A 24,606-nucleotide genomic window follows, 5' to 3' on the forward strand; every position below is an offset into this window, starting at 1 on the left:
GGCCTAACGTTTAGCGTAACCGGCCGGCTTTGGAGCGCCAGCGTAAAAGCCGGACCGCGTTGACGCTTTTGTTAGGTGCATTTTCAGAGTTCACGACCAGTCTCGATCGTGAATTGCTTTGTGAACAGTTGCAGATTTGAAACAAGATCGGCTGCACCAAAAGCTTTTGCGGCAAAGATACAAGATAAAAGCCCTCTATAAACGTAGTTCCAGTAATCGTACCGATACTCTTCCTCTCGAGGGGTTCCCTTCACTCCTTGAGTATGGAATCTTGGCGGTGATCCAGCATATAGGTCCATGATGTGTGGTGCCGCCCCGTGGACGAATCCCGAGAACCCACTATAGATGGTATAGCCGACCTTGTTGGCTGTGCTCGGATCTCCACCTCCGCCCAGAATTCTGGATATGTAGGCTCTAATTTTCTTCCTGCGGACCATAGGCCTGGCGTTTGTTTCAAGTGCGCCGTCTTCGTTGTGTTCAAATTGCTCTTGCCAGAAAGCGTCCAGATATCGTTGATGCAGCTCTGTAACTTTGTCGTTAGTTACTGCACACACTAGAAAGACGATATCCTCGTGCGTCTCGTCAATAGCCCTATGGAGTATCCCTTGCTCCTGCACGTATCCGTTTTCCATCAGTAATTTGGCGCCTCTTAGTAGACTGACTAAACGCGCCAACTTCATAACGATTGCATGGTGTATGTCGGGGTCCTTGAACCTGAATACCTTAGTTGGCCCTCTGGAAATCAGTTTTGCTCTAGGCAGCGCATCCTCCATTGCTCGGAAAGCGCGTTCGATCACCTCCAGAGCTCGATCAATTGGAGACATTCTCTAGCACCTAACGTTTGCATTAACCGGCGCCGGCTTTGCCGGCGTCCGAGTTGAATGCATTGTTAGACATCAGGGTGCCGCGGCGACTGATTTTGATTCCAGGCATATGGGCTTTAAAAGAGTAAGCAGAATGCCGGGATCGCCCAACTCTGAAACCCGGTTGGCGCCGCCTCGGGCACCAAAGCCTTGCTTGGAGTTGGTGCCACCATAGGTATGAGAAAGAAGCTTAGGTTCTTCATTGCTGGCGTCAAACAGCTTGATCTCTACTAGCTCCCAAACGTAGTCGTGGCGCTCAGCTTGCTGTGTATATACCTCCGGCCCAGGCTCATCGAGGCTGATTCCCAACTCAAAACCATTCGGCAAAGAAACCTGCTGAATTTCGCCATTTGTCACGATCCAGTCAGTGATCTGCTGCCCGTTCCAAGATAGAAACACGTGCTGCTGCCGTTCGCCAGTATCTACGTCACAGGCATTACTGGGGAAAGCAACCAGCGAAATGATTAGAAATGTTGCAATATTCATGGTTGTTCTCATGGCGTTTCTCCTACTTTGGTACTGATGTCTAACGTCTGAGCTAAGCGGCGCGGCTTTAGCCGCGTCCGGTGGAGGCCCGAAGGGCCGGAACGTACTTGAGCGATTTGTTAAGTGACATGGCTCGGACATATCTCCGCGATTTGCCGCCTGAATATCTCCAGCATTTCCCGACCGGAATGCGGCTCCTTATCGGGGTCACTACTGGGCTGAGTTGACTCATCGAGCAGCGTCAGCAGCCACTCCCGGTAGAAATAGCAGGATCGAAAGACCCAATCTAGCCCAGGGAATTCGCTCAGATCGTAGAACCTGTCAATATGCGCGATGCGCTCATTCCTGGTTCGCACCATTCGGTCATGGAATTGGTCCCAGTCGCCCCGTTCTATGTTTAGGTAATTACAAACTAGGTCTGACGAAAACGGCCTTAGCCCCGCCGGAAGACTTGAAAGCTTGCCGAGGAAGCTTTTCCAGTGAGTTTCCTGACGATCGGTTCCAAAAAGCTGCGACCACGTCAGGACGGCATCTGAGTAACAGATGTCTGCAAAACTAACCCATGCCTCAGGCTCTGGACTGGCACGAACTATGTGGTCGGCGAAGATACACGCTCGAACACAATCGTGAGTGAGTCCGAACTGAATCTTGAGCTCGTAATGTAGTCGTGACTTTGTCACTTAACGTCTGAGCTAAGCGGCGCAGCTTTAGCTGCGTCCGGTGGAGGCCCGAAGGGCCGGAACGTACTTGAGCGACTTGTTAGCACGCATTACTTAGCCTTGTAAACTCGTAGGGTTTTCAGGACATTAAGCGACTTTGTAAGTGATTGAAGAGCACCGGAGGCCTTATGCGACTCCTCAATGTACTGCTCGGCATTTTCCTTCACATCTTTCAGTGCGTCTCTAAGAGCAATAAGCTCATCGAGAAACGATTCTTCAATCTCGGCAGTGAGCCATTCACTCTCGCATTCCTGGCAAATTAGACCGCGACGGAACCACCGCACATCCGTATGCTTGGTTCGGTACCAGCGCTGGCCCGATTCATACCCGAGAGTTGAGGGATTAACTGCCCTACAGATCGTTGTCTCTTCGCAGTATGGGCACCACTTTCTTGTCCCGCCCTGTGCTGTGCGCATGTATTCTCCTGCGTGCTAACGTTGCCATAAGTCGCGCGAGGTACGAGCGTCGGACTTAATGGCGTTGTTAAGCGGACGAACGTTCATCAATAACTTTTGATTCTGGGTGTTGCGAAGCTCGAAAACCCAGAAAAGTCTGGATAGATAGTTGAGTGCCTATAACCAAATAGCTTATCAAGCCTTTTGCGAACATCTTCTTTTGCAGCGGCTTTTATTCTAAATGTGTACATGGCACCCGACCCAGCCCCCTTGCCCTTGGCCGGCTCAAATACGTGTGGCCGCGCAGCTATACAACACGCCTTTCTACCCTCCTCAATCGACCACCAACCGTCTTTGTAATTCGGCGACTTTGGGAACTGAAACTTTTTGTTGTCTGGTTTATTTGATGCGGGAACTCCACCAAATAAAAAACCGCCGTTTTGGGCGGCAATTCTTGCGTCGAGATTTGCTGGCTTCCATGCGAACACAGATGTAGTCCATTCTTTTTTATCAATCCCGTCTGCTCGACCCGCCTTCCAAGGCCTGCTGAAATTATCTTCCCAAGAACGATAATCTTCATTTTCGTTGATTAATCGATCAGTCACATCAAAAGCAAAGAGTCTTGCGTCCTTGTCTTCATGAACTCGTTCGCCATTACTCCACTTTTCTTCAACTGCAAACCACGCCCCAACCCAAGCGTTAAAAGTGATATCGATGAGACGTGTAGGAGCGCCATAGTGTTGAAGCATAGCAAGTTGATTCAATATAGATAACCTACCTGTTTGAGATGAAGAATGAAGCCCCCACCGGTGCAATTCAGCAAGTATTTCTCTCTCTTCTTTAGCTATTTCATCTTCTGTTAAAACCTTGCCTTTAGTAAGATTCATTCGTCGATATAATGAACTGTGGAGCGACCAACTCGCATCAATCTGCCCTCTCCAGGCAAATTTGATGTTTTTAGTAACTGCCTTCTCCATGACTTGGTTGATAACTTCAAGCAAACCATTGAAATCAGAAATTTCTACTTCAAATGGTTTCCAGAAATCTTCGGCACTCAATTTTCTATTCCTTTTCGCTTAACGTTTAGCGTAACCGGCCGGCTTTGGAGCGCCAGCGGAAAAGCCGGTCCGCGTTGACGCTTTTGTTAGCAAGCCTGTAATGATTCACTCTATATAAATTTGCCATTGCGCCGCACTTCTATAGTCGCCTCATCGCTGAGGCCGACGCAATCGCCTTGAGCAACATGAATTTGATTCCCAATTTTCATACCAAATTCATGGGGCGACTTAATAATCTCCAGCTGTATATCGAAGTGCTTAGCCAGCCGAAAAGCCCCTCGGGTAAACCCCTGTGTAGCGGCGAGAATGCAGTGAACGTTATGACTAGGGTTTGCTTCGCAAACATCTTTAGCACGAGCGGCTAACACAAGTATCTGTTCGGCGCCAACCTTGTTTTTCCAACGCTTACATTCGACGAGGTAAATATCAGTGTCAACTCGGATCCCAACATCTACTTGATGGGGGAAACCCGAAGCTCCGATAAGCTTGTTGGTTGCGCCCAATTTTATATCGGCTTTCCGCAAATGTGCTGCAGAATCCGTGATCCCCTGCGCAACTCTAGCCACGAGGCTTTCATACTCCTGTGGTTTCATATACGCAAACTTAACTTATATTCGGATATAGAACAGACGACCAAAAAACTTACTGTCCATCAGTCTTGGCATGTATGACAAATGAATCAGGTGTAATCTTAGGCTTTTCATTTTCCCGAGCTTCTTGGAGTCTATCAGAAAGCATTGATCTCTCCTCATCTGTAAATTCAAACTGTGCCGCTCTATCAAGAAGCTGTTGAAGTTGACGGCTGGAAAGCTCTCCGGCCTTCGCAAGCTCAATAAGTCGATCATGCTGCATTTTAGCCTTTTGATGTTCGATCTCTTCCCATACATGATCCGGCACTTCTGCGAGTCGCCCTTCAAGCTCATCGCAACGAGTCTTTAGGCTTTCCAGTTGCGCTTGTAGCTGGTGGCGTGTTTGGATTTCGCCTTCTAATTTATCTTCGAGATCGGACTTTTGTTGGTTTGCAGATTCGAGCTGTTTATAGAGATTCGTAATGGCATGTTTAGGAATTTCATCTGTTTGATCTTCTGCGATTGTTCCATCTGGCAATCGAACTATAAATCCACCAGATTCTCCGCGCGTTATAACGGAGCCAGGGTTTGCCAAGGATAGCTCTTTCGCTTCTTTGAAGTTCATAGTGGCCCCTGATTGCTAACGTCTGAGCTAAGCGGCGCAGCTTTAGCTGCGTCCGGTGGAGGCCCGTAGGGCCGGAACGTACTTGAGCGACTTGTTATTCATCTTCTGGAAGGAGCCACGAGCCTATTACGTGTTTGGCCATGAATGCGCTCATCTTAGAGGTCAGCGCGCCAGTTAGCTCTTGATAGTTGATAAGAGCCCTCGTTACCATCAAACGGGCATCTTCTACATCGAACTCGACGGCATCCTCGCTATCGTCATTTGCGTGTTTTAGCGCGTTTTTGGTCCGATTTACGATTTTGTAAAGCTCCTTCGGTGGGAGTTTGCTCTGTCTTTGTTCCGCCTGGTCTGAAATTCGTTTCAGAAAGCTGGTCATGTTGGATCGGCCAAGCAGGTTCCCTAGAATTTCTTCGGCCGCGCCCGCTAAAGTTAAAGCCGAGACGTGGTCTTCGTCTTCCCAAAGCCGAATGGCAGCTTCGATCTGCCTGCGGGCGGCGTCGACCTTATGGATTTTCACTTTGATGAATAACGCTCGCCATAACCGGCGCGCAAAAGCAGAGCGAAGCGGCGCTTTTACGCGTCCGCGTTGATGGCGTTGTTGAGCCGCCTCCTCTGCTAAAGTTCATCATCCTGCCATATCGTGCCCATAAGCATGGTGAGAAGCGGACCGAACGGCTTATGCGTCATCGAAAGGAGAATCGGCAAGCTCTGCTCGAAGATCTGGCGTCCTACCGGTTCACCACGGAACCGAGAAAAGAAGAGTCCATCGGGTGACGTTGAAGCAACAAGAAAGTTGCTGCCTATGTTTGGATGTACGAGATCGCAGAACAGATTGTAGCCGAGGAGAACCTCGGGCGATTGTTCCGCCCATCGCTCTACACACGTGAGGACGTTAACCTGTGGCCTGCTGGTGGACTCTTGGGCAGCCGACGGAATCTTCTTCTTTCGTTTCGCATCCAGATGGGCCATCGCGTCTTCCTTAATTTTTGCGTAGTTGCGGAAGAGGAACGATTCCCAGTCGAAGCGCGTACCTCGCAGGTGCCGATCATCGATCTCCACTAGCTTACGCATCTCGTCCGGACCGAGTTCCCCCGTGTCGAGTAGCGGCTTGTATTCATGGTGAATGTAGTACCGGAGGGTCGCCGTGGTCTCGATCAGAGATCGGCCGCAAAGCGCGTATGTGAGGAAGTTTGACCCTTCCACCGCCTCCAGAATTCCGTTCGAAAGGTCAGAAAACTTGCTGACGTAGCAAGTGATGAGGTTTCGTGCGTACACGTTGTGGAGGCGTCGCGGATCCTGGGTCTCGCCTTCCCAAGGGAACTCCAGCTTTTTGGCCATGTTGGTTAGATGCTCCGTCCCTTCTCGGAGCATTTCCAGGAGGCTCGGAATGTCATGGGAATCGGTAGTCATGTCGCGCTCATTCCTTTGTCGGCTCAACGTTTGCCTTAACCGGCGCGCCCGTAAACCCAACCCGGCTTTGCCGGCCACCAGCTTACCCCGCGTCCGGTTGAAGGCTTTGTTATGGCACGAGCTATGGTGAAATTGAATGGATACCAGAGCACCCGGGATTGCCGCCTGTTTTCAGGCCGAAGCCGCGCGGGGCGCATCTGCCGTCCTGCTGTGGCGAAGGGTGCGGCCTGGAGCGAAGGCACGGGCCAGAGCGGAGCCGTAGGAAAGCCGGGCCGAAGCGCCAGCCTGCTGAAACCACCAATACGAAACGCGCCACCGCCGCCCATGGCTCAATTCTGCCAGTTTGGCAACGAGCTTTCCACTCGGAGCCCGCGCGCTCGAAGCCTAACCAGCGCGACGTTGACCGGCGGGCCGGAAAGGCAACGCGACGTGCCGCATAGGGCTGCTACCAGTTCTCTGCCGGCACTCAAGTGGAAGCAGCGACGCTTCGAGGTGTGGCAACGGATCATCTGCTGGACAGCACAAGTGCTATAACGTCTGAGCTAAGCGGCGCAGCTCTGCTGCGTCCGGTGGAGGGCCGCAAGGCCCGGAACGTACTTGAGCGATTTGTTAGAGACGCGATGCAAGATGCTTCTCCGTAGCAACGACAAGTTCTTTTACGAAGCGAATGACTTTTACGAGCTCCTCGCGTTTCACGAGATGCTTGCTGGGACTACCATTGGTAGGTTTCTTCGCACGATGTACAGCATCGCCTCGTTTCTTGAGCCAAGCGTCGAGTGTCTTTTTGGCCTTCGCTGGATCCATATTGGCCCAGCTCCAGCCTTCCGTAACATCGACTTCGAGATACTCCAAAAATAATCGGCGAGTTTTGTTTGAGTCTGGATTGTGAAAGGTCTTGAGGTCGTTTGCTAACCTCCTAAGAATAAAGTTGCCAGCATAGCTCCCAGAAACAATAGCCAACTTCTTAGATAGCGCTTCCTCTACGCGATCCTCGACATAAGTCTCCCATGCGGTCAGAGCCATAACCAAGCTTGCTCTTTTCAACACCTCTGCATTTTCCGGTGGAGGCTGGCAGTTGATCGCATCGAAATGCGCCAGGAGGTCTTCGGAGTCTTGGATTCCGAATTGGAAGGAGTCTTGTGCCTCTGACATCTTTGTGTTTCTTCTCGTCTCTAACGATTTAGCTAAGCGGCGCGCGTAAGCGCGTCCGGTGGAGGCCCGACAGGGCCGGAACGTACTTGAGCGACTTGTTATGCATCGGCGTAGACTAGGTCGAAAAAGACCTGAACGGTCTTGTCTAGCGCAGGCAAGAGCTCAAACTGTGATCCGTCATTTCTCTTAACGACTACTGCCGACCGAGAATTCTCTTTACCTTCGGCAAGATACTCTTCGTGGATCTCGCTGATTTGGTCATCGGAGGTAAATGTGAGCCCTTCTATTGCGCCACAAGAATCGACGGTGGAATAGCGAGAAAACGGGCCTGTTCCGGTATAAAGATGCTTGTAGGCATTTGAGACGCTTCTAATGTCCTGGAAGGCGCCATCGGTCTGTTCGGAGAGGTATTCGACAATGTCTCCTATGGTTTGGAACTCAGCGACCTTTCGGGGGCAGTGGCGCTTGTTGTAGGCGAAATAGTGATCAGCTAAGTGGGAGCACGACACAGCGGCATTGAAGCCTCGTCGAACGTCACCAGGCCTTTCATGACAATCGAGGCGATTCTGGTCAACGAACGCTTCTAAAAATTGCTCTGGAGTCATTCCCATACTATGTTCAACCTGGATGCATAACGTTTGCCTTAACCGGCGCGCCCGTAAACCCAACCCGGCTTTGCCGGCCACCAGCTTACCCCGCGTCCGGTTGAAGGCTTTGTTATGGCACGAGCTATGGTGAAATTGAATGGATACCAGAGCACCCGGGATTGCCGCCTGTTTTCAGGCCGAAGGCGCGCGGGGCGCATCTGCCGTCCTGCTGTGGCGAAGGGTGCGGCCTGGAGCGAAGGCACTGGCCAGAGTGGAGCCGTAGGAAAGCCGGGCCGAAGCGCCAGCCTGCTGAAACCACCAATACGAAACGCGCCACCGCCGCCCATGGCTCAATTCTGCCAGTTTGGCAACGAGCTTTCCACTCGGAGCCCGCGCGCTCGAAGCCTAACCAGCGCGACGTTGACCGGCGGGCCGGAAAGGCAACGCGACGTGCCGCATAGGGCTGCTACCAGTTCTCTGCCGGCACTCAAGTGGAAGCAGCGACGCTTCGAAGTGTGGCAACGGATCATCTGCTGGACAGCACAAGTGCTATAACGTTTGCCTTAACCGGCGCGCCCGTAAACCCAACCCGGCTTTGCCGGCCACCAGCTTACCCCGCGTCCGGTTGAAGGCTTTGTTATGGCACGAGCTATGGTGAAATTGAATGGATACCAGAGCACCCGGGATTGCCGCCTGTTTTCAGGCCGAAGGCGCGCGGGGCGCATCTGCCGTCCTGCTGTGGCGAAGGGTGCGGCCTGGAGCGAAGGCACTGGCCAGAGCGGAGCCGTAGGAAAGCCGGGCCGAAGCGCCAGCCTGCTGAAACCACCAATACGAAACGCGCCACCGCCGCCCATGGCTCAATTCTGCCAGTTTGGCAACGAGCTTTCCACTCGGATCGGAGCCCGCGCGCTCGAAGCCTAACCAGCGCGAAGTTGACCGGCGGGCTGGAAAGGCAACGCGACGTGCCGCATAGGGCTGCTACCAGTTCTCTGCCGGCACTCAAGTGGAAGCAGCGACACTTCGAAGTGTGGCAACGGATCATCTGCTGGACAGCACAAGTGCTATAACGTCTGAGCTAAGCGGCGCGGCGGTAGCCGCGTCCGGTGGAGGCCCGAAGGGCCGGAGCGTACTTGAGCGACTTGTTAGGCGATTGCTAGAGCAGCCGAGACTCCAGGGAGCACACCATGTTTCTATAATTTGCCAACGCCTCGTCGAACTGTTCGTTCTCGATGGAACGCACGCAGGAAGTGATAATTTGCCAGATATACTCTAGGTCGGCATCCGACTGGAGTGTGTCAGCAATGGCTGGTGCAATTTTGTAATAGGTCTCAACCATTGCGCTTCCCTCGTCTGTCTTTAAGAGCTGAGTGTCCCTAAAATCGCGGAGCACAGACAATTCGTAGCAACCATCCGGCAATCCTTTGTACTCACAGGCGGCTGTCGTTAGGAAGCATCCTCCTGACTTCTTTTTGGACTTTCCACTGTCACTTCTCTTCTTTCGCCACGCACCGTCGTTATTTCGTGACCGATTCTTTCCAGCAGTTGGTCCGGTTTTTACGACCGGCCCGCCTGTCTCCTTTGGTGATTTTCCCATTTTCATTACTCCTTTGAGGGTTTATAGCCTAACGTTGAGCTAAGCGGCGCGCTTTAGCGCGTCCGGTGGAGGGCCGACAGGCCCGGAACGTACTTGAGCGACTTGTTAGCTGTGGAAGGTGCCAATCCCTTCCCGCCGCCCGCTGCAGGGAGCGAGGCCCGCCCCGGCCCTCGACTGGCGAAAGCCGAAACGCGGCAGAAGCCTTTCTCGCCGGGGCCGGCAAACACCGGGCCCTCTGGGCTGCTAGCCGGAAGCTGGCACCGTCGAGCCAGGCCTCCGACTCCCTTCCCAGAATCTGCCGGGGCGCCCGTGGCACGGCGGGAGCTACCAACTGCCCCGATCTGGCCGTTCTCCGGTGCCGTTCTAGGAACACTCATTCCAACAGCTAACGCCTGAGCTCAGGTGCGTTTGCGGCGACATGTGCTTTTGCGGTAGCAAAAGTGCGTGGCGGGGCAAACGTCACCTGCAGCGAAATGTTAGATGCCATTACCCACAACACTTTCCCTCTTGAATTGGAGGGCATTTGACCGAACCGAAGCTACAAAAAACACAGCAATCCCCATAGTGGGGCTTTAGGACCACTTTGCAGCCCTCGCAATCGTAAAAGTACTGGCAGGCATTTGTGGGCATCGTTTCCGTTTTCTTGTGGCCACAGCTCGGGCAAGTAATTGTTGACTCAAGCACTATGCCTTCGCTGAGCATTGATTGCACCTCTTAGATTCGAAGGTGTTCCAGATGGCCGCGACGACCAAACCCACTAGTGCAGAGTACAACAGCCACGCAATTAGCGAGAAGTTGTAGACAATGACCAGGCTGACTACACAAGCGACCGTTAAGACCAGAGGGCCGTACTTGCCATGCCGCCGAAACGACAAGAACGCTCCGATTGCCGCAACGATTCCAAACGCCTGCACCAGGTACGAAATAAACTCTGAGTATGGCAATAATGTGGACAGGCCAACGGCACTGGCAACAGATGCTAGGAAAGGAAGACAACAAGGGGCTGCAGCAGCAACCGCCGACGCGATGCTTCCGATGCCGCCGACACCAACTAAGGACTCTTTCATTTTTCAGTGACCTCGAACATGAAAACGAGGCCAGCATAAACCCCGTACCTAAGTACGGCTTCAAGCCTTTTCGTCGATTAGACTCTCGATGATGGGACATCCTTCATAAGAACGACGCTCTTTGCAGCCCGCCACAGCCTCAACCAAGACTGACTCGATTCTGGATAGATCAGCCAGTTTTTCACGAACGAGCAAAAGCTTTCGACTAGCCACTTTTTCAACTTCGGAGCAGTCCGACGCAGAAAGACTAAGCAATGAGCCAACTTCGGCAAGGGAAAACCCGAGTGCCTGAGCACGTTTGATAAATTTCAGGCGATTCAGGTGTTCAACGGTGTAGTGCCTGTTTTGACCATACGGCCTTTCAGGCGTATCCAAAAGCCCCTCCCGCTGATAGTAGCGAACCGTTTCGACGGATACACCGACGCTTTTTGCGAGCTCTCCGATTCTCATTGGGCTATGGATGGAATCTAACGTCTGAGCTAAGCGGCGCGGCTTTAGCCGCGTCCGGTGGAGGCCCGGAGGGCCGGAACGTACTTGAGCGATTTGTTAGCTGTGGAAGGGATGTACCCCGTCAAAGCACCTAGGCCGGTGAGCGAAGTCCGCCCCGGACTTCGACTGGCGGAAGGCCAGAAGCGGCAGAAGCCTTCCCCGCCGCGGGCGGCAAACACGCGGCCCGCTGGGCTGCTTGCTGGAAACTGGCACCGCTGAGCTTGGGTTCCGACTCCCCTCCGAAAACCAGCCGAGGCGCCCGTGGCACGGCGGGAGCTATCAACTGCCCAGCTCTGGCCGTTCTCGGATGCCGTTCTGAAAACACTCATTCCAACAGCTAACGTTTGGGTTAACCGGCCCCGCCACGGGCTTTGCCCGGCGTTGCCGCCGCCAAGCATACCGGGGTCCGGTTGAACCCTTTGTTAGGTGCCACGTTTAGGCCCTGCCTCAATCTGGGATTTAAGTTCGGCAATAATTTTACGAAGCGCCACATGTTCCTTGGAAAGGTAGATGACAGAGCAAAGTGCCATTACACTGAACCAAACCCCCTTCTTCGGATTGACAAGCATGAATTCTGAGGTGTCAAATGATTCGCCGCTAAGTTCAAACGTCTCACCATTTGCAAAGTAACCGAATGACTTGAGAAAGTTCGTTTTCTGTTGGCGGTCCAACAAAGTGATGTGCTCCGCAAAAGAGAAGTCCACCTGAGCAATATCATGTACTAGATTATTACGTAGTTCTGAGACTGCCTTGATAAATCTACGAGCTTCTTCGTCAAGCAGGCCCAGGGCTTTTATAAAGGCCAACTTTCCTGACTTGTTGTTTGAAGTCTCGATATTAGCGAAGACACTATGAAGTTTAGTCTCGGACAGGGCTTCGGATATTAAGTGGTAAGCGCCTACGAACCGACACTCTTCTCAACGACGCATAGATCACTATGCTGATTCCATCGATTTTCAGGATGGAGCAAGCAAGTGAGCAGACGTTACCTCAAAGCCGATCAGTGGCGAGAGCTGATCGCGCAGCAGGCTGCCGGCGCAGAGTCGGTGGCTGAGTTCTGTCAGCGCCATGGCCTGACACCGAAGTCCTTCTACCGGCGCCGCAAGGCGTTGCGCGAGGCGGATACGCATCAGGGCCTGGTCGCGGTCGCGCCGCCGATGCCGTCTCAGCTCACCGGCCAGATAGCGGTGTCGTGGCGCGGTGTCGCGCTGGAGCTTCCAAGCTCGGCTTGTCCGGCCTGGGTCGCCCAACTGATGCGGGAGCTGGCCGATGCGTCTGTTTCGTGACCTGCCCAAGGTTTACCTGCACCGCGACGTGGTGGACTTTCGCAAGTCCATTGACGGCCTGGCGGCCATCGTCGAGCAGCAGATGGCCCTGGATCCGTTCGCCGATGCGCTGTACGTGTTCTGCAACCGCCACCGCGACCGGCTCAAGGTGCTCTACTGGGACCAGACCGGCTTTTGCCTCTGGTACAAGCGCCTGGAGAAGGCGAAGTTCCAGTGGCCGCGCAAGCATGCCGACGGCGTGATCCGCTGGGGCGAGCGTGAGTTCAACTGGCTGCTCGAGGGTTTTGATGTGATGCGCATGCAGGGCCATCAACAACTGCACTTTTCGGCCACTAATTCGTTGATTGGTGGTGCTTCATGCTATTGATTATGCTATACTTTCTGCATGTCGTCGGCCGTCAACAAAGCCTCTGTTGCAGATCCCTCAACGGCCGATCAGATCGCCGCTCTCCAGGCGCAGCTGGCCAGCCAGCAGGCAACCCTCGAGGCGCGCGAAGCGCGCATTCATCAGCTCGAAGAGATCATCCGCACTTTCCAGCGCAAGACCTTTGCCGGCACCAGCGAGCAGGCCAGTGCAGATCAGCTGGGCCTGTTCAACGAAGCCGAGGAGATCGCGGCAAGCGAGCCCCCCGAGGTCGCTGTCAAGCCGCACTCTCGCCAGCGTCGGGGCCGGCCGGCCCTGCCGCCGGAGCTGCCGCGCGAGGAAGTCATTCACGACCTGCCCGAGGCCGACAAGGTCTGTCCGCACGATGGTGCGGTTCTGGAGCGCATCGGCGAGGAGACCTCCGAGCAGCTCGATATCATTCCGGCGAGCGTCAAGGTCATCCGCCACGTCCGGCTGAAGTACGCCTGCCCCTGCTGCGAAGGGCATGTGGCCACCGCCACCAAGCCCGCCCAGCCGCTGGGCAAGTCGATGGCCGCACCGGGCCTGCTGGCCTACATCGCCACGGCCAAGTACGTCGACGCCCTGCCGCTGTACCGACAGATTCAGCAGTTCGCGCGGCTGGGCGTCGAGCTCGACCGCACCACCCTGGCCAACTGGATGATCCGCTGCGGCAAGCTGGTCCAGCCCCTGATCAATCGTCTGACCGAGCAGATCCTCGAAGCCCCGGTCATCGGCATGGACGAGACCACCGTCCAGGTCCTCGACGAACCCGGCAAGCCGGCACGAAGCAACAGCTACATGTGGGTCATGGGATCTGGCCCACCAGGGCAGCGGCTGCGGGTCTATCACTACGAAGCCAGTCGTGCCGGCGATGTGCCCGTGGCGCGCCTGGAAGGCTTCTCCGGTGCCCTGATGGCCGACGCCTATTCCGGCTATGGCGCGGCCTGTCGAGACCATGGCATCACCCGTCTGGGCTGCTGGGCCCATGCCCGGCGCAAGTTCTTCGATGCCGCCAAGCTCCAGCCAAAGGGCAAGATCGGACGCCCGGATCAGGCCCTGGCGCTGATCGGCAAGCTCTACCGGATCGAGCGCGAAGCCCAGGCGCTGAACCCGACCGAGCGCCACCGCTTGCGCCAGGACAAGTCACAGCCCGTCATCGACCAGCTGAACGCCTGGTTGACCACGACACTGCCGCGTGTCGCGCCAAAGACCAAGCTGGGCGAAGCGCTTCAGTACCTGCACAACCAATGGCCAGCGCTGGTGCGCTACCTCGACGATGGCCGCTACCCGATCGACAACAACGCCATCGAAAACGCCATCCGGCCGTTCGCCATCGGCCGCAAGAACTGGCTGTTCTCCAAGTCACCAGCGGGCGCTCGCGCCAGCGCCAACCTCTACAGCCTGATCGAAACCGCCAAGGGCCACGCCATCGAGCCCTATGCCTACCTGCGTCAGGTTTTTCAAGAGCTGCCACTGGCCGAAACCATCGACGATATTGACGCATTACTGCCGGGCAACGTCAAGGGTGGGGATTTGTAGGCGCTTACATTAAGTGAGCCAGGGCGGCCTCAAGAAACGCATGACTCTTTATGACGAACGACCAGTCATCTTCATCTATAAGCTTTATGAGAAAGCCCTGCTCAATTTGAAGATCTTCCTCAAGCAGAGAAACGGCCTCTTCGATAGTTTCAATCTTTTTCCTAGGGTTGCTCATGGTGTACTTAACTAGAGACCTCAATGACGAATGTCAGTTCTGTCGATTACGAAGCTCTCCCTTCGCTATAACATAGTACGGGTCACTCCCAGATGCTGAATTTATAAATTCAACAAGCTCTTCCTTGGTCATGCCTCTCAGCATGCTCATCTTTTCCTCATGCGCCTGCTGCCACTCTGCTTCTTTGCGCTGCTTCTGCCTCTCCTCTTCTAATACCTGATTCTTATAGGCCTCTAGCTCAGATTTAACACGCTTGTACCGTTCGGCAGCTTGCTTCTCCAGTTCTCGGTTGTTACCCTGATTTCGCCATCTTGCGAGCGCCTGTTTGTCCTTCTCTCCAAGACCAGTATTCAACTCGTACCGATCCTCGCATTGCTCGACCAGGATAGCGATATTTGCCACATATGAAGCAGTTTCAAGGTCATTAAAGTGACCGAATGACTTCCACCCATTGGGCGTTCTAATCGAGACTCGGTAGTTGGCGATAGCGCTATCACTATACACACAGTTTCGTCCATCAACCCAGCTGGAGTCCCCACTAGTACCGGCAAGTGCCGGATCTGACTTTGTATGCGAAATCTCTGGCTTTTTCATCGATGACTCCTCCAGCTTTGCCTCTGGTCAAACCTAACGTCTGAGCTAAGCGGCGCGGCTTTAGCCGCGTCCGGTGGAGGCCCGAAGGGCCGGAACGTACTTGAGCGACTTGTTAGCTGTGGAAGGGGAATTCTCCGCAAAAGCGCCCCAGCTGCTGAGTGAAACCCGCCCCAGTTTTCGACGGGCAGGAAGCCGGACGCCGCTGCGACCTTTCCACGCAGAAGCGGCGAACACGCAACCCGCCGGACTGCTCACCAAGAAGTGGCAGCGCCAAGCCGGGCTAGTAAGTCCGCACTCGGAAGCAGCCCCAGCGCCCGTGGCACGGCTGCAGCTACCAACTGCCTCACTCTGGCCGTTCTCCCATGCAGATCTAAAAATACTCATTCCAACAGCTAACGTCTGAGCTAAGCGGCGCGCCTCTGGCGCGTCCGGTGGAGGCCCGACAGGGCCAGAACGAACTTGAGCGACTTGTTAGGCGACATCAACGTACTCAACGTGGCTACTTGGCGGAGGAATGGGCTCCCCATCCTCTCGCATTCCATCAAGATGAAACTCGATAGCCTCCCGGATTTGCTGCTCCACCTCCTCGACTGTTTCCCCGGTTGCGATGCAACCAGGGAGATCGGGGACATACGCTGAGTAATTGTCCTTAGCCTTTTCGATGACGATTGCATACTTCATGACTACACCTATTTCCAGCCGGCTTGTTTGTATATGCTGACTACTGTTCCGACAGCTAAATCGTCTCCAGGTTTTCCCGGAACCGTTACCCTCCCGGGCTTGGAGGGGTGCTTGAATTGCCGGTGACTACCACGTGTCGAGTGGTGATACCACCCGTCTTCTTTCAGTTTCCGAAGAATATCACTTACTTTCATCGGCTTCGACGACAGCAGGCTTCACTGCGCTGCTCGCCTAACGTTTGCCTTAACCGGCGCGCCCGTAAACCCAACCCGGCTTTGCCGGCCACCAGCTTACCCCGCGTCCGGTTGAAGGCTTTGTTATGGCACGAGCTATGGTGAAATTGAATGGATACCAGAGCACCCGGGATTGCCGCCTGTTTTCAGGCCGAAGGCGCGCGGGGCGCATCTGCCGTCCTGCTGTGGCGAAGGGTGCGGCCTGGAGCGAAGGCACTGGCCAGAGTGGAGCCGTAGGAAAGCCGGGCCGAAGCGCCAGCCTGCTGAAACCACCAATACGAAACGCGCCACCGCCGCCCATGGCTCAATTCTGCCAGTTTGGCAACGAGCTTTCCACTCGGAGCCCGCGCGCTCGAAGCCTAACCAGCGCGACGTTGACCGGCGGGCCGGAAAGGCAACGCGACGTGCCGCATAGGGCTGCTACCAGTTCTCTGCCGGCACTCAAGTGGAAGCAGCGACGCTTCGAAGTGTGGCAACGGATCATCTGCTGGACAGCACAAGTGCTATAACCTATAACTAGGTTTGAAAAGCGGATTGTAGTGACTAAGCCGGCTGATGCGCCGTTTAGTCTGTGGATTTTTGTTTCATTGGACACAACTTTCTGATATTGCACGGTTTTTGCTGACGTTCGGACGTTGCTAGGCGTAAATTCGTACATATAGTTCGGAAAATTCCTACGGCCGGTCAGGCCGGTTTGCCGCTGCGATTTCTTCTGGCCTGCTGTTGAATATGCCACGGGTTTGTTTCCTGAGGCAAACATGGCCGAGAAATTGCTGGACCGGATGCGGCGGGTTTTGCGAACCGGGCATTACAGCTATCGGACCGAGCAGGCTTACCTGCACTGGGTGCGTCGGTTTATCCGTTTTCATGATCTTCGCCATCCGCGCGATCTGGGCAAAAGGCATGTCGAAGCGTTTCTGACGCATCTTGCGGTGGACCGGCACGTCGCGCCCTCGACCCAGAACCTGGCGTTGAACGCCATTCTCTTCCTCTACCAGAGGGTTCTGGACATGGAGTTGCCCTGGCTCGATGACGTTGTGCGGGCGCGCCGCAAGGCGAACATGCCGGTTGTGCTCGATCGCTCGGAGATCCGGGCTGTTCTGGCCGAGCTGCCCGCGCCGCATGACCGGATCGTCGCTTTGCTCTATGGTTCCGGCCTGCGAATTTCCGAGGCCCTGCGCCTTCGCGTGAAGGATATCGACTTCGCCCGGCGCGAACTGGTGATTCGCGACGGAAAAGGCGCGAAGGACCGGGTAACCGTGCTGGCGGACTCTTCGATCACCGCGATGAAGGTGCAGGTGGAAAAGGCCCTGGCCGTTGCAGCGCTCGATCGCCAGCGGGTTCGCGGCGGGGTGCATCTCCCTCACGCCTTGAGCCGCAAATACCCCAATGCCCGCTTCGAGCCCGGCTGGCAGTGGGTGTTTCCCGCCCGCCGTTTGTCAGCCAACCCAAGGACAGGACTGGTTCGGCGACACCACCTTCTGGCGCAGACCGTGCAGCGAGCGGTCAAGCAGGCGGGACGACGGACGGGCGTTCACAAGCCGGTGACCTGCCACGCCTTTCGCCACAGTTTCGCCACGCATCTGCTCGAGTCGGGGGCGGATATCCGGACGGTGCAGCAGCTGCTGGGGCATTCGGACGTGCGCACCACGATGATCTATACGCACGTGATCAATCGCGGGGCGCTGGGGGCGAGAAGTCCGATGGACGGGATGTGATCTTCGGGCACGCTACCGCCACGGGCCGCGCCACAGGCCACGCCCCCGGGGAAAAGTGTAAGGGAGTTGCAGCGGTGGGGCAAACGCGGGCCGGTTGCGGGGTCTCGAAGGCGCGCTGCTGCTTGATGGCCGATCGGTCTGAACGGCTGAATCGACGGCGGGTTACCGGCCGCGCGACCGGTGTCAGCCGGCGATGTCTTGCAAGATCTCGGCGGCACGGGCGACCGTTTCGGTGATATCGGCGGCGGTGTGGGCGCTGGAGACGAAGCCGGCCTCGAAGGCAGACGGTGCCAGGTAGATGCCGGCTGAAAGCATAGCGCTGAAAAAGGCCTTGAACTGATCGACGTTGCAGGCCGCGGCCTGCTCGAAGTTCGTGACCGCTTCAGCGTCGGTGAAGAAGCAGCCGAACATGCCGCCCACAGCAACCGTGGCCATCGGCACGCCGGCCCTGTCGGCGGCCTGCCTGAGGCCGTCAGCGAGCTGTTGGGTGCGCGCTTCGAGCCGCTCGTAGAAGCCGTCTTCTTTAAGCAGTTCCAGGTTGGCAATTCCGGCGGCCATGGCCACCGGGTTGCCCGACAGCGTGCCGGCCTGATAGACCGGGCCTTCCGGGGCAACGAGTTTCATGATCTCGTGCCGGCCGCCGAAAGCGCCAACGGGCATGCCCGCGCCGATGACCTTGCCGAAGGTAGTCAGATCCGGCACCACACCGTAGCGGCCCTGGGCGCCGGCCGGACCGACGCGAAAACCGGTCATCACCTCGTCGAAGACCAGCACCGCGCCGTGTTCGTCACACAGTTGACGCAGGCCCTCGAGAAAACCGGGCGCGGGCGGGATGCAGTTCATGTTGCCCGCCACCGGTTCCACGAACACCGCCGCGATTTGATCGGTGTGTTCCTCGAACAGCCGGCGCACGCTGTCAATGTCGTTATAGCGGGCGTTGAGCGTCAGTTCGGCCAGTGCGGCGGGCACGCCGGGCGAGGTCGGTACGCCCAGGGTCTGGGCGCCCGAGCCGGCCTTGACCAGGAAACTGTCGCCGTGGCCATGGTAGTTGCCCTCGAACTTGATGAAGCGGTCGCGCCCGGTGGCCGCGCGCGCCAGGCGCAGTGCCGACATGGTGGCCTCGGTACCGGAGTTGACCATGCGCACGCGTTCCAGCGATGGAATCATCTCGCACAGCATCTCGGCCATGGTCACCTCGCCCGGCGCCGGCGCGCCGAAGCTCAGGCCTTTCGCCGCCGCCCGCTGCACGGCCTCGATGATCGCCGGATGGGCGTGGCCGCAGATCATCGGGCCCCAGGAGCCGACGTAGTCGATATAGCGCTTGCCCTCCACATCGAACATGTAGGCACCCTCGGCCCGGTCAAAAAAGATCGGCTCACCGCCGACCGACGCGAAAGCGCGGACCGGCGAATTGACACCGCCGGGAATGCGGGCCCGGGCGCGGGTGAAGTAGTCGTGACTGGTCGTCATTGTGGTTCAGGCAGCTCCCGTGGTGCTCGTCTCGCCGCTGCAAAGCGGCCGGGTCGGGCTTGTACCCGCACAGTTTACGGTATGGGGCCGGGACCGCGGGCTCACAACCGGCGGCGGCATGGATCTGCGCCAGAGGACGCGTCAACCACACGGCGTTGGCGTCCATCCCGTAAAATGGCGGGTCGTTTCGAACAGGGATCTGACAACCGGTGAGCGACGAGCGACCGTATCGAACCTGGATGTGCATCGTCTGCGGATGGATCTACGACGAGCAGGAAGGCGTGCCTGAAGAGGGCATCCCGCCCGGCACCCGCTGGGAGGACATTCCCGATGACTGGGTCTGCCCCGAATGCGGGGCCGGCAAGGAAGATTTCGAGATGGTGGAACTCTAGTGGTCCTTCAACCTGATAATTTAGGGTTCAGTTGGTCTGTCAGCGTTCAGGGCAAGGCGCGGCTCGCAGTGAATGGCCATCGCCCTTTGCAAGAGCCGGAACGCCGCCATGGACGCTGACAGGCCAACCCTTCGGGCGCTCCTGTGGCGCTCCGCTGCTGCGTTCCGCCGCTTGGCAAGGGCGATGGCCATTCCCGGCGCGGCGCGCCTTGCGGCGAAACGCCACAGGAACGCTGAACCCTAAGTTATCAGGTTGAAGGACCACTAGTGTACCCCGTCACTCATCTTGTGACTTATAGCGAGTGCCTCAGGGGCCAGATGCAAGGCGCGATTGCGACGGCTGAGTGTTACCTCATTAGCCGCATGGCCCACTAGCCCGCATTATTCATGAATTCACTCGCGCCCTTGCTTGCGCCTTGTCCGCACAGCGGATGTTCCTCCCTCGGAAATACAGCCTGGTATTCCGCTCGGTCGGAAAATCCGCTGTGCGAACAATCCCCTGCGCAATCATCGCGGCGATTCATGAATAGTGCGGGCTAGCAGTCGGGCGCCGACAGCTCGCCGCCGAGTATTCCGGACTGCCAGCGCCGGTCGGGCCACAGCCGGAACCAGCGCGCTGCCGGACCGAGATTGCCCGGAGTGAATCTCGGTACATCGCGAAGCCCGTTGGCCACGGTCGAAGGCGCCGACAGACAGGCCACCCCGTACCGTTCCCCTTCGAAGACCTGATGCACATGGCCAAAGGCCACCGCCCGGACCGGCTTGCCGGCCAGCGCTCGCCACAGGCGCTGCGCGTTGTTCAGGGGATATTTGTCGATCCACGGTGAGCCGACCGGTACGGGCTGGTGATGCACGAAGACCAGTGCCGGCAGGCCCGGGTCGAGCTGATCGAGCGGCGCCAGACGCTCGCAATCGAGTTCCCCGTCGGGCCGACCCGGCCAGGCCGAGTCGAGCAGCGCCAGCTGCCAGCCCCCGGCGATTAGGACCGGACCGGCATCGAAGCCGAGCTCATCGAAGATCGGCGCCATTACGGCGCGTTTGTCGTGGTTGCCGGGGATCCAGCCGACGACCGGCGCCAGATCGCGCACGAAACCGCCCATGCGCCAGTACGATTCCGCTGAACCATCCTCGGAGATATCGCCCGACAGCACGATGACCTCGGGTTTCAGACTGCGGGCAGCCGAGCGCAGACTGGCCAGGTTGACATCCGCCGACTGGCCGCGGTAGCGCGCCTGCGGGTCGGCCGGCAGGTGACTGTCCGAGAGCTGCAGCACGGTGATGGGCTGCTGGGTGGCGGCAGGCAGGTTCATGCCGGTCAGGATATCGCAGTGGCCTGTCGGGGATGCGACCGCGACCTGCAACCCCGGCGCCGCGACGACCGATGCCAACGCGAACCCCGCCCGTAGGTCGGCGCCGCGCCCGACAGACTGTAGGTCGGGGCCGCGTCTCCGACGGACGAGGATCGGAATCGGCACGCGGGACGGGACGACCTCCGACCCTACTCCTCGGTCTCGACCGACCCCTGGTCTCGCGCGCCCCGTTTCCGCCGCTCGCGGAAGGCCCCGACGGTGACGGTGGCAACCAGCATGATCATCTCGTCGATCAGCGGAATCGGGTCCGGGATGAGCAGGTTGGCGCCCAGCAGCGTGGCCAGAATGAGAAACAGCGTCGGAAATCGCCGGCGCTGAAGAAAACGCTGGATGGGGCCGAACAGCTTTCTCAAGATCCACATCGTATGGTGCCTCCTGTCGTGTTCTGAAACCGCATGGGCCAAGGCCACACCCCGACGGACAAGATCCGGAATCGGCACGCGGGACGCGATGGCTTCCGACCCCTGCATGCGTGATCAATGACCGCCAATCCGGCGCGCGTGACACAACGACCTCCGACCCATCGCGGATGCGACCGCGACCTGCAACCCCGGCGCCGCGACGACCGATGCCAACGCGAACCCCGCCCGTAGGTCGGGGCCGCGTCCCCGACGGACGAGACATCCCCAACCATCACCGGCCCGGATCGGCCCGCGCGGGGCCGGATATGATCCCGACCGGGGGGTCATTCCAGTCCCGCGATGTTGCCCACCTCGATCCGGTCGCCGGGCTCGAGGCCCAGCGCCGCGGCCTGGCCGGCGTTGATTTCCAGCACGTACCGGGCCGGACCGGCGCTCGGGTAGCTCGGGCAACGCCCCTGCCGCAGCCGGCACGGCGGGGTATTGGCCGCGATCGATACCACCTGCAGGTTGCGGTCGAGATAAATGATGTCGAGCGGTACGCGCGTGTTCTTCATCCAGAACGCGCGCGGCGCCGACTGGCGCCAGACAAACAGCATGCCGCGGTCGTCGGCCAGTTCGTCGCGAAACATCAGTCCCTGCGCGCGGCTGGCGTCGTCGTTGGCCACTTCCACGATGAAGCGCTTGCCCTTGACCTCCACGTAAGGCTCGCTGGCAGTGCAGCCGGCCAGCATCAGCATCGTGACGGCCATCGTTGCGAGCTTGATCCGGTTCATCTCCATCGCTCCGTCAAGGATCCGTGCGGCGCCCGGGACAGCATTGCCGTTTGGCCTCACAGCCACCGAATCAGTCGGATTCGCCGCTGAGATGGGTTTCCAGCCACCGCTGCTGCTCCCAGAGCATGTGCATCAGCGAGGCGCGGGCCCGGTAGCCGTGGGACTCAAACGGCAGCATTACGAGCCTTGCCTGCCCGCCCAGGCCCTTGAGCGCATCGAACATCCGTTCGGACTGCATCGGGTAGGTGCCCGAATTGTTGTCTTCCATGCCGTGGATCATCAGCATCGGCTCGTCGATCTTTTCGGCATGGAAGAAGGGCGAGGCAGCGGCGTAGACCGCCTGCGCCTCCCAGAAATCGCGCTCTTCGCCCTGGAAGCCAAAGGGCGTGAGCGAACGATTGTAGGCGCCGGAACGCGCGATGCCGGCGGCGAACAGGTCACTGTGGGCAAGCAGGTTGGCGACCATGAAGGCGCCGTAGGAATGCCCGGCTATGGCAATCCGGCCGGGCTCGGCAACGCCACGCTCGACCAGCACATCCACGGCCGCCCGGGCGCTGGCGACCAGCTGCGGCCGGAAATTGTCGTTGGGTAATTCGTCGCCGATGCCGACAATCGGCATCTTGGGGTCGTCGAACACGGCGTAGCCCAGCGCCAGGTAGGGCAGCGGCCCCCAGAAACTGATGCGGTTGAACTCATAGGGCGACTCGCGCACCTGCCCGGCCACACCAGCGTCGCGGTATTCCAGCGGGTAGGCCCACATCAGCACCGGCAGCGGGCCGTCGCCTTCGCTGTAGCCCGGGGGCAGATAGAGCGTGCCGCTTAAGTCCACGCCGTCGTCGCGCTGGTACCGGATCAACTCCTTGTCGATGCCGCTGAGCTGCGGATGCGGATGCGGAAACCCGGTGACCTGCGTCAGCGTTTGCGCAACCCGGTCTCGGATGAAGAAGTTCGGCTGCTCGTCGCGTGCCTCGCGCAGGGTCAGCAGGCGTTGCCCGGCCGGGTCGAGCACGTCGACGACGCGCTCGTAGTAGGGCGCTTCCGACTGCCACAGGCGCTCGGTTTCGTCCGACGAGAAATCGTGGCGGTCGAGGAAGGGGATGTTGCCCTCCGGGGAGGCGCCGAGGCCAGCCAGCAGCACCTTGCTGTCGGCGATCACGTCGATGACCTCGGTGCCGAACTCGCTGCGCGTGGTCAGCGGGGTGCCGGGGTCGTTGTAGACGTCGTTGTACGAGCGCTCGTTGAACAGCACCGGTGCCGCGTCGGGCTGGTCCGGCTCGAAGCGCCAGATGCGCAGCTTGCGATCGGAGAAGCGCCACTCGATCAGCATGGCGAAATCGGCCTCGGTCCACTGGATGCCGGCGAAGCGGCGCTCGGTGGCGATCAGCTCGACCGGTTCGCCCTCGAACGGCGCGGCCCACGTGTAGACCTGATCGTGGTGCTCGACTTCGGCGCTCATGTCGCCGCCGTCGAGCGCTTCGGCCCAGACCAGCGTGGCGGCCTGATCGGCGCGCCAGCCGATGTCGCGCCGGCCGGTGCGGACCGAGTCGAAGCCCTTGGGAATGTTTTCGGCCACCGGCAGGTCGGCGATGGTCGTCACCAACGCGCCGGCGGCATCGATCACGTCGGTCTGCACGGCAAAGCGGTAGTAAGGGACCGAGTAGGAAAACGGGCGCTTGATGCGCTCGACCAGCACGAAGCGGGTATCGGGCGAGGCTTCGAATGCCGAGATCAGCCCGGACTGTCCGAGCGGCGTGAGATTGCCGTCGAGATCAACGCGAGCCAGCCGCCCGGTGGCCAGGAACTCGAACTGTTCGCCGTCGGCCGGCGTCTGCAGGAGGTCCTGGTAGGTGCGCACCGGCGCCTTGTTCGCCGGGTCGGTTTCCTCGATGACCGGAGCGAGCGCGTCGAGACCGGGCTGCGGCAGCGTCTTGCCGTGGTTGACGGCGAGATTGACCAGCAGCGCGCTGCCGTCGGCCAGCCAGCTGAAGGGAGTGGCGGTCAGCACGCCGTTGAGCGGGCGATCGGAGAGCTGGCGCACCGCTCGAGCATCGACGTTGTAGAGCCACAGCGTGTGCTTGTCCCCGTGTTCGAGCGTGAAGGCCAGGTTGCGCGAATCCGAAGACCATGTTGGCGAGGCGATGCGGGCGCCTTCGGGCAGCCCGTCGACTTCGACCTTGTCTCCCGTCTGCAAATCGCTGAGCATGATCGACTCCAGCAGGGTCGTGCGCGAACGGAATGCGGTCACGGGGTCAATGCGGATGCCGGCGAGCTTGAGCTCATCGCGGGCGACCTCCTCGAGGGGCTTGACCCACTTGTACTCGAACGCCGCCAGCCAGCGCTTGTCCGGCGACACGGCCGAGGTCGGCGTCAGCGGCGCGTCGACCAGGGCGGCCAGCGCAGGATCGGGTTCACGGTAATTCTCGTTCGCTCCGGCCGTGGCGACCAGGCCGAAGATGATCAGGAAAGCGGCCAATACGCGCTGCATGCTCGACACCTCGTTGTTCGAAAGGCGCCCAGTATAGCCACAGCACCCCAGGCGCGTTCACGTGCCGGAAGTCCCGGGCGGGCAGTCGGGGCGTCGTTCCTGCGTCTTGTCGGTTCCGGCTTTTCCCTTC

General features: G+C 58.2%; 26 protein-coding genes. 5 read left to right on the forward strand and 21 right to left on the reverse strand.

Annotation, left to right across the window (positions count from 1 at the left end):
- Positions 1-83: 83 nt before the first annotated feature.
- The 13 genes from HND55_00740 to HND55_00800 form a co-directional block, all read right to left on the reverse strand.
- A complete protein-coding gene (locus HND55_00740; protein ID QKK01297.1) occupies positions 84-824 on the reverse strand; it encodes a hypothetical protein in 741 nt (246 codons plus the stop codon).
- A gap of 72 nt (positions 825-896) precedes the next feature.
- Positions 897-1,361, reverse strand: a complete 465-nt coding sequence (locus HND55_00745) for a hypothetical protein (protein QKK01298.1) — start codon at positions 1,359-1,361, stop codon at positions 897-899.
- Between the two features lie 1,209 nt (positions 1,362-2,570).
- Complete coding sequence (locus tag HND55_00750; GenBank protein ID QKK01299.1) at positions 2,571-3,521, reverse strand: FRG domain-containing protein; 951 nt, start codon at positions 3,519-3,521, stop codon at positions 2,571-2,573.
- Between the two features lie 110 nt (positions 3,522-3,631).
- On the reverse strand, positions 3,632-4,114 hold the full coding sequence (locus tag HND55_00755) for a hypothetical protein (GenBank protein ID QKK01300.1): 483 nt from the start codon (positions 4,112-4,114) through the stop codon (positions 3,632-3,634).
- A gap of 49 nt (positions 4,115-4,163) precedes the next feature.
- Complete coding sequence (locus tag HND55_00760) at positions 4,164-4,715, reverse strand: hypothetical protein (protein QKK01301.1); 552 nt, start codon at positions 4,713-4,715, stop codon at positions 4,164-4,166.
- A 94-nt stretch (positions 4,716-4,809) separates the two neighbouring features.
- Positions 4,810-5,232, reverse strand: coding sequence for a hypothetical protein (locus HND55_00765; GenBank protein QKK01302.1), 423 nt, complete (start codon positions 5,230-5,232; stop codon positions 4,810-4,812).
- A gap of 98 nt (positions 5,233-5,330) precedes the next feature.
- On the reverse strand, positions 5,331-6,125 hold the full coding sequence (locus HND55_00770; GenBank protein QKK01303.1) for a hypothetical protein: 795 nt from the start codon (positions 6,123-6,125) through the stop codon (positions 5,331-5,333).
- A gap of 609 nt (positions 6,126-6,734) precedes the next feature.
- Positions 6,735-7,277 (reverse strand): hypothetical protein, encoded by a 543-nt coding sequence (locus HND55_00775; GenBank protein ID QKK01304.1) that lies wholly within the window; start codon positions 7,275-7,277, stop codon positions 6,735-6,737.
- Positions 7,278-7,375: 98 nt separating this feature from the next.
- Complete coding sequence (locus HND55_00780) at positions 7,376-7,963, reverse strand: hypothetical protein (GenBank protein QKK01305.1); 588 nt, start codon at positions 7,961-7,963, stop codon at positions 7,376-7,378.
- A 1,981-nt stretch (positions 7,964-9,944) separates the two neighbouring features.
- The gene (locus HND55_00785) at positions 9,945-10,160 is read right to left on the reverse strand and encodes a hypothetical protein (GenBank protein ID QKK01306.1); all 216 of its coding nucleotides are present in this window, start codon (positions 10,158-10,160) and stop codon (positions 9,945-9,947) included.
- Positions 10,142-10,525, reverse strand: coding sequence for a MerC domain-containing protein (locus HND55_00790; GenBank protein QKK01307.1), 384 nt, complete (start codon positions 10,523-10,525; stop codon positions 10,142-10,144). The genes HND55_00785 and HND55_00790 overlap by 19 nt, the downstream gene beginning before the upstream one ends.
- A 60-nt stretch (positions 10,526-10,585) precedes the next feature.
- Entirely contained in the window at positions 10,586-10,975 is a 390-nt protein-coding gene (locus tag HND55_00795) for a MerR family transcriptional regulator (GenBank protein QKK01308.1), read from the reverse strand.
- Positions 10,976-11,436: 461 nt separating this feature from the next.
- Complete coding sequence (locus tag HND55_00800) at positions 11,437-11,820, reverse strand: hypothetical protein (protein QKK01309.1); 384 nt, start codon at positions 11,818-11,820, stop codon at positions 11,437-11,439.
- 168 nt (positions 11,821-11,988) lie between these two features.
- On the opposite strand from HND55_00800, the gene HND55_00805 reads away from it, so the two are divergent.
- From HND55_00805 to HND55_00815, 3 genes are read left to right on the forward strand one after another with little or no spacing between them, the layout of a single operon-like run.
- The gene (locus HND55_00805) at positions 11,989-12,300 is read left to right on the forward strand and encodes a hypothetical protein (protein QKK01310.1); all 312 of its coding nucleotides are present in this window, start codon (positions 11,989-11,991) and stop codon (positions 12,298-12,300) included.
- Positions 12,284-12,667, forward strand: a complete 384-nt coding sequence (gene tnpB / locus HND55_00810) for an IS66 family insertion sequence element accessory protein TnpB (GenBank protein QKK01311.1) — start codon at positions 12,284-12,286, stop codon at positions 12,665-12,667. Before HND55_00805 ends, tnpB begins: the two co-directional genes overlap by 17 nt.
- Before the next feature lie 18 nt (positions 12,668-12,685).
- On the forward strand, positions 12,686-14,224 hold the full coding sequence (locus tag HND55_00815; GenBank protein QKK01312.1) for an IS66 family transposase: 1,539 nt from the start codon (positions 12,686-12,688) through the stop codon (positions 14,222-14,224).
- Between the two features lie 208 nt (positions 14,225-14,432).
- On the opposite strand, the gene HND55_00820 is transcribed toward HND55_00815, so the two are convergent.
- The 3 genes from HND55_00820 to HND55_00830 all read right to left on the reverse strand — a co-directional run bounded on the left by HND55_00820 (position 14,433) and on the right by HND55_00830 (position 15,868).
- The gene (locus tag HND55_00820; GenBank protein QKK01313.1) at positions 14,433-14,993 is read right to left on the reverse strand and encodes a hypothetical protein; all 561 of its coding nucleotides are present in this window, start codon (positions 14,991-14,993) and stop codon (positions 14,433-14,435) included.
- Positions 14,994-15,464: 471 nt separating this feature from the next.
- Complete coding sequence (locus HND55_00825; protein ID QKK01314.1) at positions 15,465-15,674, reverse strand: type II toxin-antitoxin system HicB family antitoxin; 210 nt, start codon at positions 15,672-15,674, stop codon at positions 15,465-15,467.
- A gap of 8 nt (positions 15,675-15,682) precedes the next feature.
- Positions 15,683-15,868, reverse strand: coding sequence for an addiction module toxin, HicA family (locus HND55_00830; protein QKK01315.1), 186 nt, complete (start codon positions 15,866-15,868; stop codon positions 15,683-15,685).
- Between the two features lie 797 nt (positions 15,869-16,665).
- On the opposite strand from HND55_00830, the gene HND55_00835 reads away from it, so the two are divergent.
- On the forward strand, positions 16,666-17,625 hold the full coding sequence (locus tag HND55_00835; protein ID QKK01316.1) for an integron integrase: 960 nt from the start codon (positions 16,666-16,668) through the stop codon (positions 17,623-17,625).
- 183 nt (positions 17,626-17,808) lie between these two features.
- Here the strand turns inward: HND55_00835 and hemL are convergent, their stop codons facing one another.
- Positions 17,809-19,095 (reverse strand): glutamate-1-semialdehyde 2,1-aminomutase, encoded by a 1,287-nt coding sequence (gene hemL / locus HND55_00840; GenBank protein ID QKK01317.1) that lies wholly within the window; start codon positions 19,093-19,095, stop codon positions 17,809-17,811.
- Positions 19,096-19,334: 239 nt separating this feature from the next.
- Between hemL and HND55_00845 the strand changes: the two genes are divergently transcribed.
- On the forward strand, positions 19,335-19,487 hold the full coding sequence (locus HND55_00845) for a rubredoxin (GenBank protein ID QKK03935.1): 153 nt from the start codon (positions 19,335-19,337) through the stop codon (positions 19,485-19,487).
- Between the two features lie 535 nt (positions 19,488-20,022).
- Here the strand turns inward: HND55_00845 and HND55_00850 are convergent.
- From HND55_00850 to HND55_00865, 4 genes are all read right to left on the reverse strand, one after another.
- Positions 20,023-20,796, reverse strand: a complete 774-nt coding sequence (locus tag HND55_00850; protein QKK01318.1) for a hypothetical protein — start codon at positions 20,794-20,796, stop codon at positions 20,023-20,025.
- Between the two features lie 188 nt (positions 20,797-20,984).
- Positions 20,985-21,218: a hypothetical protein gene (locus HND55_00855; GenBank protein ID QKK01319.1), complete on the reverse strand. Its 234-nt coding sequence runs from the start codon at positions 21,216-21,218 to the stop codon at positions 20,985-20,987.
- Positions 21,219-21,541: 323 nt separating this feature from the next.
- Positions 21,542-21,991 (reverse strand): DUF192 domain-containing protein, encoded by a 450-nt coding sequence (locus tag HND55_00860; GenBank protein ID QKK01320.1) that lies wholly within the window; start codon positions 21,989-21,991, stop codon positions 21,542-21,544.
- A gap of 70 nt (positions 21,992-22,061) precedes the next feature.
- Positions 22,062-24,476, reverse strand: a complete 2,415-nt coding sequence (locus HND55_00865) for a S9 family peptidase (GenBank protein QKK01321.1) — start codon at positions 24,474-24,476, stop codon at positions 22,062-22,064.
- Positions 24,477-24,606: the final 130 nt, after the last annotated feature.

Source organism: Pseudomonadota bacterium (genome assembly GCA_013285445.1).
Lineage (GTDB): Bacteria > Pseudomonadota > Gammaproteobacteria > Xanthomonadales > Wenzhouxiangellaceae > Wenzhouxiangella.

Excerpts from the sequence above, each read along its gene's own strand:
- HND55_00790 (QKK01307.1), bottom strand. The coding sequence starts at position 10,525 with ATGAAAGAGTCCTTAGTTGGTGTCGGCGGCATCGGAAGCATCGCGTCG.
- HND55_00860 (QKK01320.1), bottom strand. The coding sequence starts at position 21,991 with ATGAACCGGATCAAGCTCGCAACGATGGCCGTCACGATGCTGATGCTG.
- HND55_00835 (QKK01316.1), top strand. The coding sequence starts at position 16,666 with ATGGCCGAGAAATTGCTGGACCGGATGCGGCGGGTTTTGCGAACCGGG.
- HND55_00815 (QKK01312.1), top strand. The coding sequence starts at position 12,686 with ATGTCGTCGGCCGTCAACAAAGCCTCTGTTGCAGATCCCTCAACGGCC.
- HND55_00745 (QKK01298.1), bottom strand. The coding sequence starts at position 1,361 with ATGAGAACAACCATGAATATTGCAACATTTCTAATCATTTCGCTGGTT.
- HND55_00855 (QKK01319.1), bottom strand. The coding sequence starts at position 21,218 with ATGTGGATCTTGAGAAAGCTGTTCGGCCCCATCCAGCGTTTTCTTCAG.
- HND55_00740 (QKK01297.1), bottom strand. The coding sequence starts at position 824 with ATGTCTCCAATTGATCGAGCTCTGGAGGTGATCGAACGCGCTTTCCGA.
- HND55_00845 (QKK03935.1), top strand. The coding sequence starts at position 19,335 with ATGTGCATCGTCTGCGGATGGATCTACGACGAGCAGGAAGGCGTGCCT.
- HND55_00755 (QKK01300.1), bottom strand. The coding sequence starts at position 4,114 with ATGAAACCACAGGAGTATGAAAGCCTCGTGGCTAGAGTTGCGCAGGGG.
- tnpB (QKK01311.1), top strand. The coding sequence starts at position 12,284 with ATGCGTCTGTTTCGTGACCTGCCCAAGGTTTACCTGCACCGCGACGTG.
- HND55_00830 (QKK01315.1), bottom strand. The coding sequence starts at position 15,868 with ATGAAAGTAAGTGATATTCTTCGGAAACTGAAAGAAGACGGGTGGTAT.
- HND55_00825 (QKK01314.1), bottom strand. The coding sequence starts at position 15,674 with ATGAAGTATGCAATCGTCATCGAAAAGGCTAAGGACAATTACTCAGCG.
- HND55_00820 (QKK01313.1), bottom strand. The coding sequence starts at position 14,993 with ATGAAAAAGCCAGAGATTTCGCATACAAAGTCAGATCCGGCACTTGCC.
- hemL (QKK01317.1), bottom strand. The coding sequence starts at position 19,095 with ATGACGACCAGTCACGACTACTTCACCCGCGCCCGGGCCCGCATTCCC.
- HND55_00865 (QKK01321.1), bottom strand. The coding sequence starts at position 24,476 with ATGCAGCGCGTATTGGCCGCTTTCCTGATCATCTTCGGCCTGGTCGCC.
- HND55_00850 (QKK01318.1), bottom strand. The coding sequence starts at position 20,796 with ATGAACCTGCCTGCCGCCACCCAGCAGCCCATCACCGTGCTGCAGCTC.
- HND55_00760 (QKK01301.1), bottom strand. The coding sequence starts at position 4,715 with ATGAACTTCAAAGAAGCGAAAGAGCTATCCTTGGCAAACCCTGGCTCC.
- HND55_00795 (QKK01308.1), bottom strand. The coding sequence starts at position 10,975 with ATGAGAATCGGAGAGCTCGCAAAAAGCGTCGGTGTATCCGTCGAAACG.
- HND55_00770 (QKK01303.1), bottom strand. The coding sequence starts at position 6,125 with ATGACTACCGATTCCCATGACATTCCGAGCCTCCTGGAAATGCTCCGA.
- HND55_00775 (QKK01304.1), bottom strand. The coding sequence starts at position 7,277 with ATGTCAGAGGCACAAGACTCCTTCCAATTCGGAATCCAAGACTCCGAA.
- HND55_00785 (QKK01306.1), bottom strand. The coding sequence starts at position 10,160 with ATGCTCAGCGAAGGCATAGTGCTTGAGTCAACAATTACTTGCCCGAGC.